Here is a 15,134-nt window from a genome sequence, read left to right on the forward strand (position 1 = left end):
ATAGGTTCGAGGTGGAAGCATGGTGACATGTGGAGCTGACGAATACTAATAGATCGAGGACTTAACCATATAATATGTAGCAATGTTATCTAGTTTTGAAGGAATATGCCTTCATAGTTTGGTGATGATGGCAGAGAGGTCACACCCGTTCCCATACCGAACACGGAAGTTAAGCTCTCTAGCGCCGATGGTAGTTGGGACCTTGTCCCTGTGAGAGTAGGACGTCGCCAAGCAACTAAAAACACAAGTCTTTTGACTTGTGTTTTTTTATTTCCCATGAAATAGGTTAGGTTCTGTTAGTAAAAATGATGAAATATAGTAAGGGATTTTTTGAGCAGAAATATTAAGAAATTGATAAATAAATGGATAATCTTCAGAGCCATAGCTTCCAAGTAAGTCATACCACCAATCTGTTTCATACCTAGAAATCATGCTTAAATTATAGAGCAATAAATAATGAACAAGGAGTTCAGGTAATACTGGCTTAGGATTTCTAGGATCAGTCGTAAGTGGTAAATAATAAGTATTAGTAAGATGTTCATAGTATAAAGGAGTACTGTACATAGGATTCCATGATTGAATGGGCGCCGTAAAAAGTAAATTCGATTCATTAGTTTTCTCAGGTACGTATCGCATTGATAAATGCTTACAAGATGTTTCAATGTAGCGAGAAAATCTCTCTTTAGTCATATGTAATCGATCTAGTAGGTTGACTGAAAAGGAGAGCTCATTTTTAATTGTTGAATCGATTTTATATAAAGTTGATCCTTTTTGACTATAGCGAAACAAATTTTGTAATTCTGGAATATTTCCCATTAGTTCTAGCATGTTAAATTTTTCTGCTTCTAAGTGTTTCATGTGAAACAGTTGTTCTGCAACATGAGTAAACAATCCGTTTTTTTGTATCTTCACCTCATCTTCTAAAAATTGATACCCTTGTTTTTTTCGTTTGCGAGTTGTAACGCCATGAGCTAAAACAGTAGTGGATTCAGGATAGTTAGGATCAATGGTTAGTAGACATGCTTTAAAAAGTTGACTAATTCCATAAAATAACAACATTGGTTGAATAGAAAATGGAGCTTTCTTATATAATTCATAATAATTTTTCCCGTGTTCTAGGTAATAAATAAAGGGATAACAATTTTCAAAACTTTTTTTTTCGGCATCCTGAATAGAGGATTTTTCATAACAACGGGCAAGATAACGTTGTACATTTTGAGATGAAAAAAAGAAACTTAACTGCTGCCAAGTATAAGATGTTTGATGCATATATTACGCTCCTTTTATTGTCTAAAAATTCTAACATATATATACGTCCTTGACAGTATTTTAACCAATTGATAAGCTACTAATAATAATTTCTGGTATCATAGGGGGAACAATTATGTGGGAATCTAAATTTGTTAAAGAAGGTTTGACTTTTGATGATGTATTACTTGTACCAGCTAGGTCAGATATATTACCAAGAGAAGTAAGTGTTAAAACAGTTTTATCTGAAAGCTTACAGCTAAACATCCCGTTAATTAGTGCAGGAATGGATACAGTAACAGAAGCTGACATGGCTATTGCAATGGCTCGCCAAGGTGGTTTAGGAATTATTCATAAGAATATGTCTATTGAGCAACAAGCAGAGCAAGTTGATAAAGTAAAGCGCTCTGAAAGCGGCGTTATTTCAGATCCTTTCTTCTTAACTCCAGAACATCAAGTATATGATGCAGAACATCTTATGGGAAAATATCGTATCTCAGGTGTACCGGTTGTAAATAATTTAGATGAGCGAAAATTAGTTGGTATTATTACAAACCGTGATATGCGTTTCATCCAAGACTACTCAATCAAAATTTCTGACGTAATGACAAAAGAACAGTTAATTACAGCTCCAGTTGGTACTACACTGGAAGAAGCTGAAAAGATCCTACAAAAGTATAAAATTGAAAAACTCCCTCTTGTTGATAATAACGGTGTATTACAAGGGCTTATTACAATAAAAGATATTGAAAAAGTAATTGAATTTCCAAACTCTGCTAAGGATAAGCAAGGACGCTTATTAGTTGGAGCAGCAGTTGGTGTAACAGCTGATGCTATGCTTCGTATAGATGCATTAGTAAAAGCTAGTGTAGATGCAATTGTACTTGATACAGCCCATGGGCATTCTAAAGGTGTTATTGATAAGGTAAAAGAAGTTCGTGCTAAATATCCATCATTAAATATCATCGCTGGAAATGTTGCTACAGCTGAAGCAACGAAAGCATTAATTGAAGCTGGTGCAAACGTAGTTAAAGTTGGTATTGGACCAGGTTCTATTTGTACAACACGCGTTGTAGCTGGTGTTGGTGTACCACAATTAACAGCAGTTTATGATTGTGCAACCGAAGCTCGTAAACACGGTATTCCAGTTATCGCTGATGGCGGTGTTAAGTACTCTGGTGATATGGTGAAAGCTTTAGCAGCAGGAGCACATGTTGTTATGCTAGGTAGTATGTTTGCTGGTGTTGCCGAAAGTCCTGGAGAAACTGAAATTTACCAAGGTCGTCAATTTAAAGTGTATCGTGGTATGGGTTCTGTCGGTGCGATGGAAAAAGGAAGTAAAGATCGTTACTTCCAAGAAGGAAATAAAAAACTTGTCCCAGAAGGTATCGAAGGACGAGTGCCATATAAAGGACCTTTAGCAGATACAGTTCACCAATTAGTTGGTGGCTTACGTGCGGGTATGGGATATTGCGGGGCACAGGATTTAGAATTCTTACGCGAGAATGCACAATTCATTCGTATGTCAGGTGCTGGCTTACGTGAAAGCCATCCTCATCACGTACAAATTACAAAAGAGGCTCCAAACTACTCATTATAATGTCTTATATACAAATAGACAGAGATTTGATATCTCTGTCTATTTTTTTTTGATTATGTTAGAATAACGGTTATGTGAGTACATAGATATTGGGGGTAACAAAAGTGAAAGGTATGTTTTGCAAAAGATTCATTGCTTTGGTAACAGTGATTACACTAGCTTGTAGCATTTTTATGCCATATAGCAATGCATCAGCTGAAACAGGAGCCGCTTTAAACATTGAAGCAGGTGCGGCAATTTTAGTAGAAGCGAATTCTGGGAAAATTGTATATCAAAAGAATGCAGATGAATTATTATCCATTGCTAGTATGACAAAGATGATGAGTGAATATTTAGTTCATGAAGCAGTGGATAAAGGAAAACTTAAGTGGGACCAGAAAATTAAGGTTTCTGAATATGCATATAAGGTTTCACAAGATGCTTCATTATCAAATGTTGCGTTAGAAAATGGTGGCTCTTATACAGTAAAAGAGTTATATGAGGCAATGGCAATCTTTTCTGCAAATGGTGCAACAATTGCATTAGCAGAAGCAATTGCAGGTAAAGAAGTAGATTTCGTAAAAATGATGAATGATAAATCGAAAGAACTAGGATTGAAAAATTATAAATTTGTCAATTCTACAGGTTTAACGAATAAAGATTTAAAGGGAATGCATCCTGAAGGAACAACAGCGGATGAAGAAAATAAAATGTCTGCAAAGGATGTTGCAACTTTAGCACAACATTTAATTAAAGATTATCCAAAAGTGTTAGATACAGCAAAAATTCCTAAAAAAGAATTCCGTCCAGAAAAAGAGAAGTTTGCAATGTCAAACTGGAACTGGATGTTAAAGGGCTTAGTTAAAGAATATGATGGCGTAGATGGTCTGAAAACAGGCTCAACTCCAGAAGCAGGAGATTGCTTCACTGGTACGGTTGAAAGAAACGGTATGCGTTTTATTTCTGTAGTTATTAAAACAAGTTCTCATACAGCACGTTTTGATGAAACAAAGAAGCTATATGATTATGGATTTGCTAACTTTGAAGTGAAACAAATGTATAAAAAAGGTTCTTCAGTAAAAGGACAAGAAACAGTAAGAGTAGAAAATGCGAAAGATAAAGATGTAGCAGTTCAAACGAAACAAGCTATTTCACTTCCAGTGCCAAAAGGAAGTAAAGATGTTTATAAAACAGAATTAAAAGAATCAAGTAAGGGACAAGAAGCACCTATTAAAAAGGGAGCTGCGCTTGGTCAAATGGTAATTACGCCAAAAGATACAAACGACCCTGGATTTTTAACTGGTAAGTCGTTGCAAGTGGATCTTGTAACAACATCTGAAGTAGAAGAAGCAAACTGGTTTACTCGTGCTATGCGCGGAATTGGTTCATTCTTTAGTGGTATGTGGAATAGTGCTGTTGATACAGTAAAAGGTTGGTTTTAAAAGCTCCTCATGGTAGGGGCTTTTTTTTTATTCCTATTTTTCATACCGACTTTATGAAAAAGTAGTAGACAAGCATCTGATAGTTAGTGGTAGAATGTAAGAGTATTCTTAATTTTCGCCTTTAACGGGGGAAAGCAATTCACCTAGGGGGGTTTTTGTACATGACAAATGTAACAGGGACAGAGCGTGTAAAACGTGGAATGGCAGAAATGCAAAAAGGCGGCGTTATTATGGACGTAATTAACGCTGAACAAGCAAAAATTGCAGAAGAGGCAGGCGCAGTTGCCGTTATGGCATTAGAGCGTGTACCAGCAGACATTCGTGCAGCAGGTGGCGTTTCTCGTATGGCAGACCCAACAATCGTTGAAGAAGTTATGGGTGCAGTGTCAATTCCGGTTATGGCAAAATGCCGTATCGGTCACCTTGTAGAAGCACGTGTATTAGAATCATTAGGGGTAGACTATATCGATGAGAGTGAAGTATTAACTCCTGCTGATGAAGTATACCATTTAAATAAACGTGATTACACAGTTCCATTTGTATGTGGTTGCCGTGATATCGGAGAAGCTGCACGTCGTATTGCAGAAGGTGCATCTATGCTTCGTACAAAAGGTGAACCAGGAACAGGAAACATTGTAGAGGCAGTGCGTCATATGCGCCAAGTCAATGCAGAAATCCGTCAAGTTGCGAGTCTACGTGAAGATGAGTTAATGACATATGCAAAAAATACTGGTGCTCCTTACGAAGTATTACTTGAAATTAAACGTCTTGGTCGCTTACCAGTTGTAAACTTTGCGGCAGGTGGTGTAGCAACACCAGCAGATGCTGCATTAATGATGCAACTTGGTGCTGATGGGGTATTTGTTGGATCTGGTATCTTCAAATCAGAAAACCCAGAGAGATTTGCACGTGCAATCGTTGAAGCAACGACTCATTATGAAGATTACGAACTAATTGCAAGCCTTTCTAAAGGGTTAGGTAATGCAATGAAAGGTATCGAAATTTCAACGTTATTACCAGAACAACGCATGCAAGAGCGTGGATGGTAATTAAAGGAGAACTTTAAAATGGTGAAAATCGGTGTACTAGGTCTTCAAGGTGCAGTTCGTGAACATGTAAAATCAGTTGAAGCAAGTGGTGCCGAAGCTGTTGTTGTAAAGCGTATAGAGCAACTTGAAGAGATTGATGGTCTTATTTTACCAGGCGGTGAAAGTACAACAATGCGCCGTCTTATTGATAAGTATGCTTTCATGGAACCACTTCGCACATTTGCAAAGTCTGGTAAACCAATGTTTGGTACATGTGCAGGGATGATTCTTCTTGCGAAAACACTTATTGGCTATGAAGAAGCACATATTGGTGCTATGGATATTACAGTTGAGCGCAATGCGTTCGGACGCCAAAAGGATAGTTTTGAAGCTGCGCTTTCAATTGAAGGCGTGGGTGAAGACTTCGTTGGTGTATTTATCCGTGCGCCGTATGTTGTAGAAGTAGCTGATAATGTTGAAGTGCTTTCTAAGCATGGTGACCGAATGGTAGCGGTAAGACAAGATCAGTTTTTAGCTGCTTCATTCCATCCGGAATTAACAGATGATCATCGTGTCACAGCATACTTTGTTGAAATGGTAAAAGAAGCGAAAATGAAAAAAGTTGTATAAGTAACTTGCAACTTGTATAAGATTATAGTAAATTGATGGTAACAATTTTATAAAATAAGCGTGTTGATAGGAAATAGTAACAAATGTTGTTTCTTATAGAGAGTCGATGGTTGGTGGAAATCGATAGAAACAGTTTGTGAATCCATCCTGGAATGGAATGTGGAACATCTTTTGGATTAGTAAGCATTCCCGGTGAAGAGCCGTTATTTCTACTTGAGAGGAAAGCGGTAATGCTTTCAACTAGGGTGGCAACGCGGGTTAACTCCCGTCCCTTTATATAGGGACGGGAGTTTTTTGTGTTTTATAAAATAAAAGGAGGAGTATATAATGCTTGATATTAAATTTTTACGTACAAACTTTGAAGAAGTAAAAGCGAAATTACAGCATAGAGGTGAAGATCTAACTGATTTCGGACGTTTTGAAGAACTTGATACGAGAAGAAGAGAACTACTTGTTCAGACAGAAGAATTAAAAAGTAAACGTAATGAAGTGTCTCAACAAATCTCTGTATTAAAGCGCGAAAAGAAAGATGCAGAAGCTCTAATTTTAGAAATGCGTGAGGTTGGAGAAAAAGTAAAGGATTTTGATAACGAACTTCGCACAGTTGAAGAAGACTTAGAAAGATTAATGTTATCTATTCCAAATATCCCTCATGAGTCTGCTCCAGTCGGTGAAACAGAGGATGATAATGTAGTAGCGCGTACTTGGGGAGAAGTGAAAGAATTTACTTTTGAACCAAAACCACATTGGGATCTTGCTACTGATTTAGGAATTTTAGATTTTGAACGCGCTGGGAAAGTAACAGGAAGCCGCTTCGTATTTTACAAAGGTGCTGGTGCAAGATTAGAGCGTGCTTTAATTAGCTTTATGCTTGATCTTCATACTGATGAGCATGGATATGAAGAAGTATTACCTCCATATATGGTAAACCGTGCAAGTATGACAGGAACAGGACAACTTCCAAAGTTTGAAGAAGATGCATTCCGTATTGAAAGTGAAGATTATTTCTTAATTCCAACAGCTGAAGTACCTGTAACGAATATGCATCGGGATGAGATTTTAAATAAAGAGCAATTGCCTATAAGATATGCTGCATTTAGCTCTTGCTTCCGCTCTGAAGCAGGTTCAGCTGGTCGCGATACACGCGGTTTAATTCGCCAGCATCAGTTCAATAAAGTAGAGCTTGTGAAGTTCGTAAAACCAGAAGATTCTTATGAAGAGTTAGAAAAATTAACAAATGATGCAGAACGCGTGTTACAATTATTAGAGTTGCCATATCGCGTTATGAGCATGTGCACAGGCGATTTAGGATTTACAGCAGCGAAGAAATACGATATTGAAGTATGGATTCCAAGCTATGGCACATATCGTGAAATTTCTTCTTGTAGTAATTTTGAAGCTTTCCAAGCGAGACGTGCAAATATCCGTTTCCGCCGTGAGCCAAATGGAAAACCAGAACATGTCCATACATTAAATGGATCTGGTCTTGCAATTGGACGTACGGTTGCAGCTATTTTAGAAAACTACCAACAAGAAGATGGTACAATTATAATTCCAGAAGTTCTTCGCCCTTATATGGGAGGAAAAACAGTTATTAAGTAAATTTAAACATTCATCGGTATGAGTGATTGGTAATTATGAGCGTTGTCAGTACTGTAATGTAGGAAGGGGAAAGTAAAATTTTCCTTTCCTCATAATTTATTTTAGTAGGGTTGACTAACTGTTTTTCTTTTGATATTATATTTGATGTCAATATGGAGGTATACCCAAGTCTGGCTGAAGGGATCGGTCTTGAAAACCGACAGGCGGCGAGAGTCGCGCGGGGGTTCGAATCCCTCTACCTCCTCCAGATATAATTGACAACAGCGCATATAAGTGGAGATTGGAGAACTCGTTACCAACACGTAACGAGTTTTTATTTTAAAACCAATCATAAAGTATGGTGTAAGGTAATTTTGTCCTTATTACACACTCATATTCCGATGATTATCTTCATAGATATGAAAGGAGTCAACATGGATCTTATTATACAAACGTTTCCTTTAGATGGAAAAACTTTATATTATGTACAATGTCCTGTCTGTAAGAACAATAGAATTTTAAACAGTGGTGCAAATGTGTCACGCATTATAAGCGATGATACATTCCGTAAACTTTGTGGTTGCACTTGTGATGTAAAGCAAGCTGAGACAAAAGTAGAGGCACCAAAAAAGGTTGAAAAACCAGCTGTAAAGAAAGAGGCAGCTCCAAAACGTACAGGTAAAGTATTAACGGCAGTAATTAACGGGAAAGAAATGACTGTTAAAGAGATTGCTGAAGCATACGATATTAGTACAAGTACTGTTCGTCAGCGTATTAACGCAGGAAAACCTGAGAGTGAAATTATTGCTCCAACAAAGAAGAAGTAATTTAATAGGAAAACCCGTGCATATGCACGGGTTTTTTATTTTACAAGTTTACGTGTTTGTTTTAAAAAATGGCCAATTTTTTTAATGATTGGTTCGATTGAATCACCATCTTTTAAAATATCGTACTCATTAATATTTAAGCGTAATACAGGACATGAATTAAAGTTGTTAATCCAGTTTTCATAACGTCCATGCATTTCTTTCCAGTACTCAATTGGTGTTTGCTGTTCCATTGGGCGCCCACGTTCTTGAATGCGATCGACAATATCATCGAAAGAACCTTCTAAGTAAATTAATAAGTCTGGATGAGGGAAGTAAGGAGTCATGACCATAGCGTCAAATAAACCTTTGTATGTTTCATAATCAGTTTCCGTCATTGTACCTTTTTCATGATGCATCTTTGCGAAAATTCCAGTGTCTTCGTAAATGGAACGATCTTGAACAAAACCGCCACCATATTCAAAAATTCTTTTTTGTTCCTTAAATCGTTCTGCTAAAAAGTACACTTGTAGGTGGAAGCTCCAGCGAGTGAAGTCCGCATAGAATTTGTCCAAATATGGATTGGAATCTACTTTTTCAAATGATGTGCGATAACCTAAAGCATTAGCTAATGCAGTTGTCATAGTTGATTTACCCACACCTACCGTTCCGGCGATAGTGATTACTGCATCATTGGGTATATCATATTTTTGCCTTAAATTCATTATTATTTCGACTCCTTTAAGAGAGTATTTTGAAGGGCAGATAGGATGACGTTTAAATCATCAGGATTTTTTACAAAATCCATATCGTCTCCATTAAATTTCAATACTGGTATCTCCGGATGATCTTTTCTAAAAGTATCCATTGCTGTTTCATAATCTTTTGTGAGCTGTAGTAAGTAATTTGGATCCATGTTTTTTTCAAATTCTCTTCCGCGCAAGGCGATTCGTTTTTGCAATGTTTCTAGGCTAGCTGTTAAATAAACAATGACATTTGGCACAGGCATATCTTGTGTAAGGATACGATAAATTTGCATGTACTTGTCATATTGAGAGTCTTTTAATGTGCGGGATGCAAAAATTAAATTTTTAAAGATATGGTAATCTGCTACTACTGGTTTCCTTTGATTCAAATACTTTATGTTAATATCTTCTAATTGTTTGTATCTATTACAAAGAAAGAACATCTCTGTTTGAAAACTCCATTCGTCGATGTCTTCATAAAACTTTCCTAAAAAGGGATTTTCATCAACAATCTCTTTTAGTAAGTGGAGTTGCATGTGAGTTGAAATTTCCTTCGCAAGTGAAGTTTTTCCAACACCAATTGGTCCTTCAACCGTGATAAATGGTACTCCGGTCACGCTGTTTCCTCCTTTCAATCAGTGATTTACCGTGACTACTAAAAACACAAAACAGAATTATTGTAGCACAAGAGGGAAGCGAGTGGGTTAATTTGATATAAAAAGTTAGAAAATAGATATATGTATTAATTAAATTTTATTTTGGATGACGATGTTATATTTGCTTTCAATGTAGTTTCCATTATTTTTAAAGCATGTATATTATCTTGGTCGTTGTTAGAGGCGATACAATCCTGTGGTACATACAATTTATAATTTCTCATATGAGCATCATTAGCTGTAAATAGGATGCATATATTCCCGGCAACTCCTGTTAATATTAGATTTTCTATTTTTAAATAACCTAGTAATGAATTTAAAGGTGTTTCATAAAAAGCGGAATAATGTGGTTTAATAAAAATGTAATCATCAGAACTTGGAGCAATCTTATGAATTATATTTTCACTATATTTATTTGTACAATGAGTAATAAGTTGGTCGATATCAGATCTCCAAAGTTGATAATGGTCATTAACGTAAATTATAGGATAGCCGAAGGATTTCATTTTTTTCTTTAATTGTAAAATAGGGTTTGTTATAGTTTCGCATTTTTGAGCTAGAATGGGTCCGTGGGAAAATTGAAAATCATTAATCATATCGATAATGAGCAAGGCGGTATTTTTCATATGTAATCCCTCTCTTTTTCTTTTAGGGTGGATTGAATTTGTAAAAGTTATCCCCTGTGCAGTAAATGGAAATAAGTGTACTTTATTTGTAATGAAAGGACTATGTTATGGAACAAGATCGAGATATTTATTTTATGCAATTAGCGATAGAAGAAGCTAAAAAGGCGGAGGAAATACAGGAAGTACCAATTGGAGCAGTTATAGTGTTAGATGGTGAGGTAATTAGTGTTGCTCATAATTTAAGGGAAACTGAGCAAAGATCAATAGCTCATGCTGAGTTGCTAGCGATAGATGAGGCGTGTAAAAAATTAGGGACATGGCGTTTAGAAGATGCAACATTGTATGTAACATTAGAACCTTGTCCAATGTGTGCGGGTGGAATTGTTTTATCGCGAGTGAAGCGAGTTGTATATGGTGCAAGTGATCCGAAGGGCGGATGTGCAGGGACATTGATGAATCTTTTAACGGATGAACGATTCAATCATCAATGTGAAGTAGTAACTGGTGTACTTGAGGAAGAATGCGGTACGTTGTTAACAAACTTTTTTAGAGAGCTTCGTAAAAAAAGAAAAGCGATAAAAAAATTAGAGAAAAGCAATGGGAACTAACGTATTTGCATTTTATAAAGAAACAAGTTATACTGATAATGCCTTTAATGAAGGCAACCGAATATTGGTTTTAACTTTGCCGTGCTAAGCGGGGAGGTAGCGGTGCCCTATACTCGCAATCCGCTCTAGCGAGGCCGAATCCCCTCTCGAGGTTATGTTGCTGTAAGGTCTGCCTTAAGTAAGTGGTGTTGACGTTTGGGTCCTGCGCAACGGGACCCCGTGAACCTTGTCAGGTCCGGAAGGAAGCAGCAATAAGCGGGTCTTCTCGTGTGCCGCAGGAGTGCCTGAACCGAGCTAACTGCTTGAGTAACGCTTATGGTACGTAATCGACGGAGGGTGCACGGCAGTTATATATGTATACAAAACTCACCTTAATACAAAGGTGAGTTTTTTGTATAGAAAATAACTTTTGGAATCTATAAACAGAATGGGTTATAATAAATGAGATAATAACCTTTGAGGGAGGCCGTATTTTCGTGTCATACCAAGCGTTATACCGAACATGGAGACCGCAAAAGTTCGAAGATGTAGTCGGTCAAAAGCACGTGACAAAAACGTTGCAAAATGCCCTTCTTCAAGAGAAAGTTTCACATGCTTATTTATTTTCTGGTCCGAGGGGAACAGGAAAAACGACAATTGCAAAAGTATTTGCAAAAGCAATTAACTGTGAACATGCTCCGGTAGCTGAACCTTGTAATGAATGTCCTTCTTGTTTAGGAATTACACAAGGATCCATTTCAGATGTATTAGAAATTGATGCGGCTTCAAATAACGGTGTAGATGAAATTCGAGATATTAGAGATAAAGTAAAATATGCTCCAAGTGCTGTAGAATATAAAGTATACATTATTGATGAAGTTCACATGCTTTCTATGGGTGCATTCAATGCGCTTTTAAAAACCTTAGAAGAGCCGCCAGGACATGTTATCTTTATTTTGGCGACAACAGAACCTCATAAGATCCCGCCTACAATTATTTCGCGTTGTCAGCGTTTTGAATTCCGAAAAATATCAGTGAATGATATTGTTGAGAGATTATCAACAGTCGTGACGAATGAAGGTACGCAAGTGGAAGATGAAGCATTACAAATTGTTGCACGTGCTGCTGAAGGTGGTATGCGTGACGCGCTTAGTCTTATTGATCAGGCTATATCTTATAGTGATGAGATTGTTACGACAGAAGATGTATTGGCGGTAACAGGATCTGTTTCTCAGCAATACTTAGGCAATTTAGTAGAATGCATACGTGAAAATGATGTATCAAGAGCATTACAGATCATAGATGAAATGATGAGTAAAGGGAAGGATCCAGTTCGTTTTATGGAGGATTTCATTTACTATTATCGTGATATGCTTTTATATCAAACTTCACCGCAACTAGAACATATGTTGGAACGAGTAATTGTAGATGATCAATTCCGTAAGTTGAGTGAAGAAATGCAACCGGAAGTGATCTATGAGATTATTCATACCCTTAGTAAGGGACAACAGGAAATGAAGTGGACAAATCATCCGCGTATTTTCTTAGAAGTTGTTATGGTGCAGTTGTGTCAACAGTTTATGATGCAAGCAAACGGTACGGATCGTTTGCAAGCAATTATGAACAGGATGCAGCAATTGGAGAAAGAGTTAGAGCAAGTCAAAAAGAACGGTGTGCCAGCTGGTGTACAACAGGAAGTAAGAGAGACACGTGCAACACCAAAACCCGTACGAACAGGAAGTATGAAGATTCCTATCGGGCGTGTAAATGAAGTATTAAAACAAGCGAAGCGTCAAGATTTAGAACAATTAAAAGCTGTATGGGGTGAGTTGTTAGGAAGACTCAAATCATATAACAAAGTAGCGTTTGCTGTTTTACTAGAAAATAGTGAACCAGTGGCAGCTTCAGATGACACTTACGTTTTAGCATTTCAATATGAGATTCACTGTAAGATGGCGAGCGAAAATCGAGAAGCTATGGATACAGTAGAACAAGCTTTATTTGAATTGCTAAGTAAAAGGTTAAATATGATTGCCATTCCAAAAAGTGAATGGGGTAAAATCCGTGAAGACTTTTTACAACGTGAAGGTGGAGAGTCTGAAGAAAGCCCGGAGAAAAAGGAAGACCCTCTTATAGAAGAGGCAGTGAAATTAGTAGGACAAGAACTCATTGAAATAAAAGAGTAATAATAATTAGGAGGAATTAATTATGATGCGTGGCGGAATGGGAAATATGAATAACATGATGAAACAAATGCAAAAGATGCAAAAAGACATGGCGAAAGCACAAGAAGAGCTTGGTGAAAAAACAGTTGAAGGTACAGCTGGCGGCGGAATGATTACAGTTATTGCAAATGGTCACAAGCAAATTCTTGAAGTGAAGATTAAAGAGGAAGTTGTAGATCCAGAAGATATCGAAATGTTACAAGACTTAGTGTTAGCTGCAACAAATGATGCACTTAAAAAGGCCGATGAGCTATCAAACTCTACAATGGGTAAATTTACAAAAGGCTTAAACTTACCAGGTGGAATGTTCTAGGGGGATATTGATACATGCATTATCCAGAGCCAATATCAAAACTAATCGATAGTTTTATGAAGTTGCCAGGTATCGGACCGAAAACAGCGGTTCGATTGGCATTTTTCGTATTAGATATGAAAGAAGATGATGTGTTAGGTTTTGCGAAAGCACTTGTAAATGCGAAGCGAGATTTAGCGTATTGTTCTGTATGTGGACATATTACTGATCGTGATCCTTGTTATATTTGTAATGATTCGCATCGAGATCAATCAGTTGTTTGTGTCGTGCAAGAACCGAAAGATGTAATCGCGATGGAAAAAATGAAAGAGTATCAAGGTGTATATCATGTGTTACGTGGTGCGATTTCTCCTATGGAGGGAATTGGACCGGAAGACATTAATATCCCGCAACTCTTAAAGCGACTACATGATGAAACGGTACAAGAAGTAATATTAGCAACAAACCCTAATATTGAAGGGGAAGCTACAGCGATGTATATCTCCCGCCTCTTAAAACCTACAGGCATTAAAGTAACTCGTATTGCACATGGTCTGCCAGTTGGTGGAGATTTAGAATATGCAGATGAAGTGACACTATCGAAAGCGTTAGAAGGTCGCAGAGAAGTATAAGAGGAGAAACAAAAATGTTCTTTCAAAAAAAGGGTAAATTGCGTAAAGAGTATGATGATAAGTTAATTGTACTTTTGGAAAAAGTGAAGAATGAGTGGTTACGTCAGAAGAGAATGGTTGAACAAAGTGTAGAACCATCTCAAGATGTCATTTGTTCTTTGAAGATAGCAGAGGCGAAATATTTCTTCTTGTTGAAAGAAGCAAAGCGTCGTCCTGTAAAAATGGAACAATGGTAAAGGGTTCTGCTTTCTAAGCAGGCCTTTTTATTTTATTTGTTAAAATGCTGAGGTGTTGTTTCATTTTGTTTATATGAAAGAGATGTCGCTTATGATAACTGTTCTTTTTTATTGCCTTGTCCCATACAAATAGATGTATAGGTCATTCATAAGGAGGAAAAGATGAATTCTACAATTATTATTGTTGGCATTCTTACTTTAGTGTTTATTTTTCTTGTTTTTGGTGTTGCCTCTAAGCCATTGCGTTTTATAGGTAAGGTGATTTTTCATGTTACTTTAGGCATAGCGTTGCTTTTTATCGTAAATGTTGTAGGGACATATTTTGATTTTCATATCCCGATTAACATGGGTACAGCAGCAATAACGAGTTTATTAGGCCTACCGGGTGTGGCAGCATTAGTGATTATTAAGCTTTATATTATGCCAAGATAAAATTATTTTGGCGTTTTTTTTAAAAGTGTTGACTATTAAATGATTAGTATGGTAAATTAATAAGCGTCGTCAGGAACGAAAGAAAAAAGTTGTTGACAGATTTAACGAGAAATGTTAAATTATAAAAGTCGCTGAAACGCGATATTGAACTTTGAAAACTAAACGAAACAAACAACGTGAAACGTCAATTTTTATTTTTAGATGCTAGACAAACTAACTTTATTGGAGAGTTTGATCCTGGCTCAGGATGAACGCTGGCGGCGTGCCTAATACATGCAAGTCGAGCGAATGGATTAAGAGCTTGCTCTTATGAAGTTAGCGGCGGACGGGTGAGTAACACGTGGGTAACCTGCCCATAAGACTGGGATAACTCCGGGAAACCGGGGCT

Annotated in this window: 16 protein-coding genes, 1 tRNA gene, 1 rRNA gene, 1 other RNA gene and 1 other annotated feature; of the genes, 15 read left to right on the forward strand and 4 right to left on the reverse strand. The window is 37.1% G+C overall.

The window, feature by feature from the left end; translation table 11 throughout:
- Positions 1-117 precede the first annotated feature (117 nt).
- A 5S ribosomal RNA gene (gene rrf, locus DOS87_RS00070) occupies positions 118-233 on the forward strand.
- 34 nt (positions 234-267) lie between these two features.
- On the opposite strand, the gene DOS87_RS00075 is transcribed toward rrf, so the two are convergent.
- Positions 268-1,269 carry a YaaC family protein gene (locus DOS87_RS00075; RefSeq protein WP_000554298.1) on the reverse strand — a complete coding sequence of 334 codons (1,002 nt, stop codon included), beginning with the start codon at positions 1,267-1,269 and terminating at the stop codon, positions 268-270.
- Between the two features lie 115 nt (positions 1,270-1,384).
- On the opposite strand from DOS87_RS00075, the gene guaB reads away from it, so the two are divergent.
- The 7 genes from guaB (at position 1,385) to DOS87_RS00110 (ending at position 8,335) form a co-directional block, all read left to right on the forward strand.
- Positions 1,385-2,848: an IMP dehydrogenase gene (gene guaB / locus DOS87_RS00080; RefSeq protein WP_000264089.1), complete on the forward strand. Its 1,464-nt coding sequence runs from the start codon at positions 1,385-1,387 to the stop codon at positions 2,846-2,848.
- 113 nt (positions 2,849-2,961) lie between these two features.
- Positions 2,962-4,269 carry a D-alanyl-D-alanine carboxypeptidase DacA gene (gene dacA, locus DOS87_RS00085; protein WP_127057751.1) on the forward strand — a complete coding sequence of 436 codons (1,308 nt, stop codon included), beginning with the start codon at positions 2,962-2,964 and terminating at the stop codon, positions 4,267-4,269.
- A gap of 161 nt (positions 4,270-4,430) precedes the next feature.
- Positions 4,431-5,318: a pyridoxal 5'-phosphate synthase lyase subunit PdxS gene (gene pdxS / locus DOS87_RS00090; RefSeq protein ID WP_000186158.1), complete on the forward strand. Its 888-nt coding sequence runs from the start codon at positions 4,431-4,433 to the stop codon at positions 5,316-5,318.
- Between the two features lie 18 nt (positions 5,319-5,336).
- On the forward strand, positions 5,337-5,927 hold the full coding sequence (pdxT, locus tag DOS87_RS00095) for a pyridoxal 5'-phosphate synthase glutaminase subunit PdxT (protein ID WP_000238785.1): 591 nt from the start codon (positions 5,337-5,339) through the stop codon (positions 5,925-5,927).
- Between the two features lie 54 nt (positions 5,928-5,981).
- Positions 5,982-6,203: a binding site (T-box leader), on the forward strand.
- Positions 6,204-6,254: 51 nt separating this feature from the next.
- Positions 6,255-7,529, forward strand: coding sequence for a serine--tRNA ligase (serS, locus tag DOS87_RS00100; RefSeq protein ID WP_000884174.1), 1,275 nt, complete (start codon positions 6,255-6,257; stop codon positions 7,527-7,529).
- A 154-nt stretch (positions 7,530-7,683) separates the two neighbouring features.
- A tRNA-Ser gene (locus DOS87_RS00105) sits at positions 7,684-7,776 on the forward strand.
- 166 nt (positions 7,777-7,942) lie between these two features.
- Entirely contained in the window at positions 7,943-8,335 is a 393-nt protein-coding gene (locus DOS87_RS00110) for a sigma factor-like helix-turn-helix DNA-binding protein (RefSeq protein WP_000364195.1), read from the forward strand.
- Between the two features lie 35 nt (positions 8,336-8,370).
- Here the strand turns inward: DOS87_RS00110 and DOS87_RS00115 are convergent, their stop codons facing one another.
- From DOS87_RS00115 to DOS87_RS00125, 3 genes are all read right to left on the reverse strand, one after another.
- Positions 8,371-9,039, reverse strand: a complete 669-nt coding sequence (locus DOS87_RS00115; RefSeq protein WP_001053585.1) for a deoxynucleoside kinase — start codon at positions 9,037-9,039, stop codon at positions 8,371-8,373.
- Positions 9,040-9,041: 2 nt separating this feature from the next.
- Complete coding sequence (locus DOS87_RS00120; RefSeq protein WP_000148217.1) at positions 9,042-9,677, reverse strand: deoxynucleoside kinase; 636 nt, start codon at positions 9,675-9,677, stop codon at positions 9,042-9,044.
- Positions 9,678-9,802: 125 nt separating this feature from the next.
- The gene (locus tag DOS87_RS00125) at positions 9,803-10,342 is read right to left on the reverse strand and encodes a cysteine hydrolase family protein (protein WP_000798738.1); all 540 of its coding nucleotides are present in this window, start codon (positions 10,340-10,342) and stop codon (positions 9,803-9,805) included.
- Positions 10,343-10,449: 107 nt separating this feature from the next.
- On the opposite strand from DOS87_RS00125, the gene tadA reads away from it, so the two are divergent.
- The 7 genes from tadA (at position 10,450) to DOS87_RS00160 (ending at position 14,746) form a co-directional block, all read left to right on the forward strand.
- Positions 10,450-10,950 (forward strand): tRNA adenosine(34) deaminase TadA, encoded by a 501-nt coding sequence (tadA, locus tag DOS87_RS00130; RefSeq protein ID WP_000434339.1) that lies wholly within the window; start codon positions 10,450-10,452, stop codon positions 10,948-10,950.
- Positions 10,951-11,029: 79 nt separating this feature from the next.
- Positions 11,030-11,294, forward strand: an RNA gene (gene ffs / locus DOS87_RS00135) — signal recognition particle sRNA large type.
- Between the two features lie 132 nt (positions 11,295-11,426).
- Complete coding sequence (dnaX, locus tag DOS87_RS00140) at positions 11,427-13,115, forward strand: DNA polymerase III subunit gamma/tau (RefSeq protein ID WP_000121560.1); 1,689 nt, start codon at positions 11,427-11,429, stop codon at positions 13,113-13,115.
- Between the two features lie 25 nt (positions 13,116-13,140).
- Positions 13,141-13,467 carry a YbaB/EbfC family nucleoid-associated protein gene (locus DOS87_RS00145; protein ID WP_014894853.1) on the forward strand — a complete coding sequence of 109 codons (327 nt, stop codon included), beginning with the start codon at positions 13,141-13,143 and terminating at the stop codon, positions 13,465-13,467.
- 14 nt (positions 13,468-13,481) lie between these two features.
- The gene (gene recR / locus DOS87_RS00150; RefSeq protein WP_000559169.1) at positions 13,482-14,078 is read left to right on the forward strand and encodes a recombination protein RecR; all 597 of its coding nucleotides are present in this window, start codon (positions 13,482-13,484) and stop codon (positions 14,076-14,078) included.
- Between the two features lie 14 nt (positions 14,079-14,092).
- Complete coding sequence (locus DOS87_RS00155) at positions 14,093-14,314, forward strand: YaaL family protein (protein WP_000466019.1); 222 nt, start codon at positions 14,093-14,095, stop codon at positions 14,312-14,314.
- A gap of 162 nt (positions 14,315-14,476) precedes the next feature.
- Positions 14,477-14,746 carry a pro-sigmaK processing inhibitor BofA family protein gene (locus tag DOS87_RS00160; RefSeq protein WP_001089273.1) on the forward strand — a complete coding sequence of 90 codons (270 nt, stop codon included), beginning with the start codon at positions 14,477-14,479 and terminating at the stop codon, positions 14,744-14,746.
- Positions 14,747-15,134: the final 388 nt, after the last annotated feature.

This window comes from Bacillus sp. CR71 (genome assembly GCF_003429245.1).
GTDB classification, from domain to species: Bacteria; Bacillota; Bacilli; order Bacillales; family Bacillaceae_G; genus Bacillus_A; species Bacillus_A thuringiensis_S.

Excerpts from the sequence above, each read along its gene's own strand:
- tadA (WP_000434339.1), top strand. The coding sequence starts at position 10,450 with ATGGAACAAGATCGAGATATTTATTTTATGCAATTAGCGATAGAAGAA.
- dacA (WP_127057751.1), top strand. The coding sequence starts at position 2,962 with ATGTTTTGCAAAAGATTCATTGCTTTGGTAACAGTGATTACACTAGCT.
- recR (WP_000559169.1), top strand. The coding sequence starts at position 13,482 with ATGCATTATCCAGAGCCAATATCAAAACTAATCGATAGTTTTATGAAG.
- DOS87_RS00155 (WP_000466019.1), top strand. The coding sequence starts at position 14,093 with ATGTTCTTTCAAAAAAAGGGTAAATTGCGTAAAGAGTATGATGATAAG.
- serS (WP_000884174.1), top strand. The coding sequence starts at position 6,255 with ATGCTTGATATTAAATTTTTACGTACAAACTTTGAAGAAGTAAAAGCG.
- DOS87_RS00160 (WP_001089273.1), top strand. The coding sequence starts at position 14,477 with ATGAATTCTACAATTATTATTGTTGGCATTCTTACTTTAGTGTTTATT.
- DOS87_RS00110 (WP_000364195.1), top strand. The coding sequence starts at position 7,943 with ATGGATCTTATTATACAAACGTTTCCTTTAGATGGAAAAACTTTATAT.
- guaB (WP_000264089.1), top strand. The coding sequence starts at position 1,385 with ATGTGGGAATCTAAATTTGTTAAAGAAGGTTTGACTTTTGATGATGTA.
- DOS87_RS00115 (WP_001053585.1), bottom strand. The coding sequence starts at position 9,039 with ATGAATTTAAGGCAAAAATATGATATACCCAATGATGCAGTAATCACT.
- DOS87_RS00075 (WP_000554298.1), bottom strand. The coding sequence starts at position 1,269 with ATGCATCAAACATCTTATACTTGGCAGCAGTTAAGTTTCTTTTTTTCA.
- pdxT (WP_000238785.1), top strand. The coding sequence starts at position 5,337 with ATGGTGAAAATCGGTGTACTAGGTCTTCAAGGTGCAGTTCGTGAACAT.
- DOS87_RS00125 (WP_000798738.1), bottom strand. The coding sequence starts at position 10,342 with ATGAAAAATACCGCCTTGCTCATTATCGATATGATTAATGATTTTCAA.
- DOS87_RS00145 (WP_014894853.1), top strand. The coding sequence starts at position 13,141 with ATGCGTGGCGGAATGGGAAATATGAATAACATGATGAAACAAATGCAA.
- pdxS (WP_000186158.1), top strand. The coding sequence starts at position 4,431 with ATGACAAATGTAACAGGGACAGAGCGTGTAAAACGTGGAATGGCAGAA.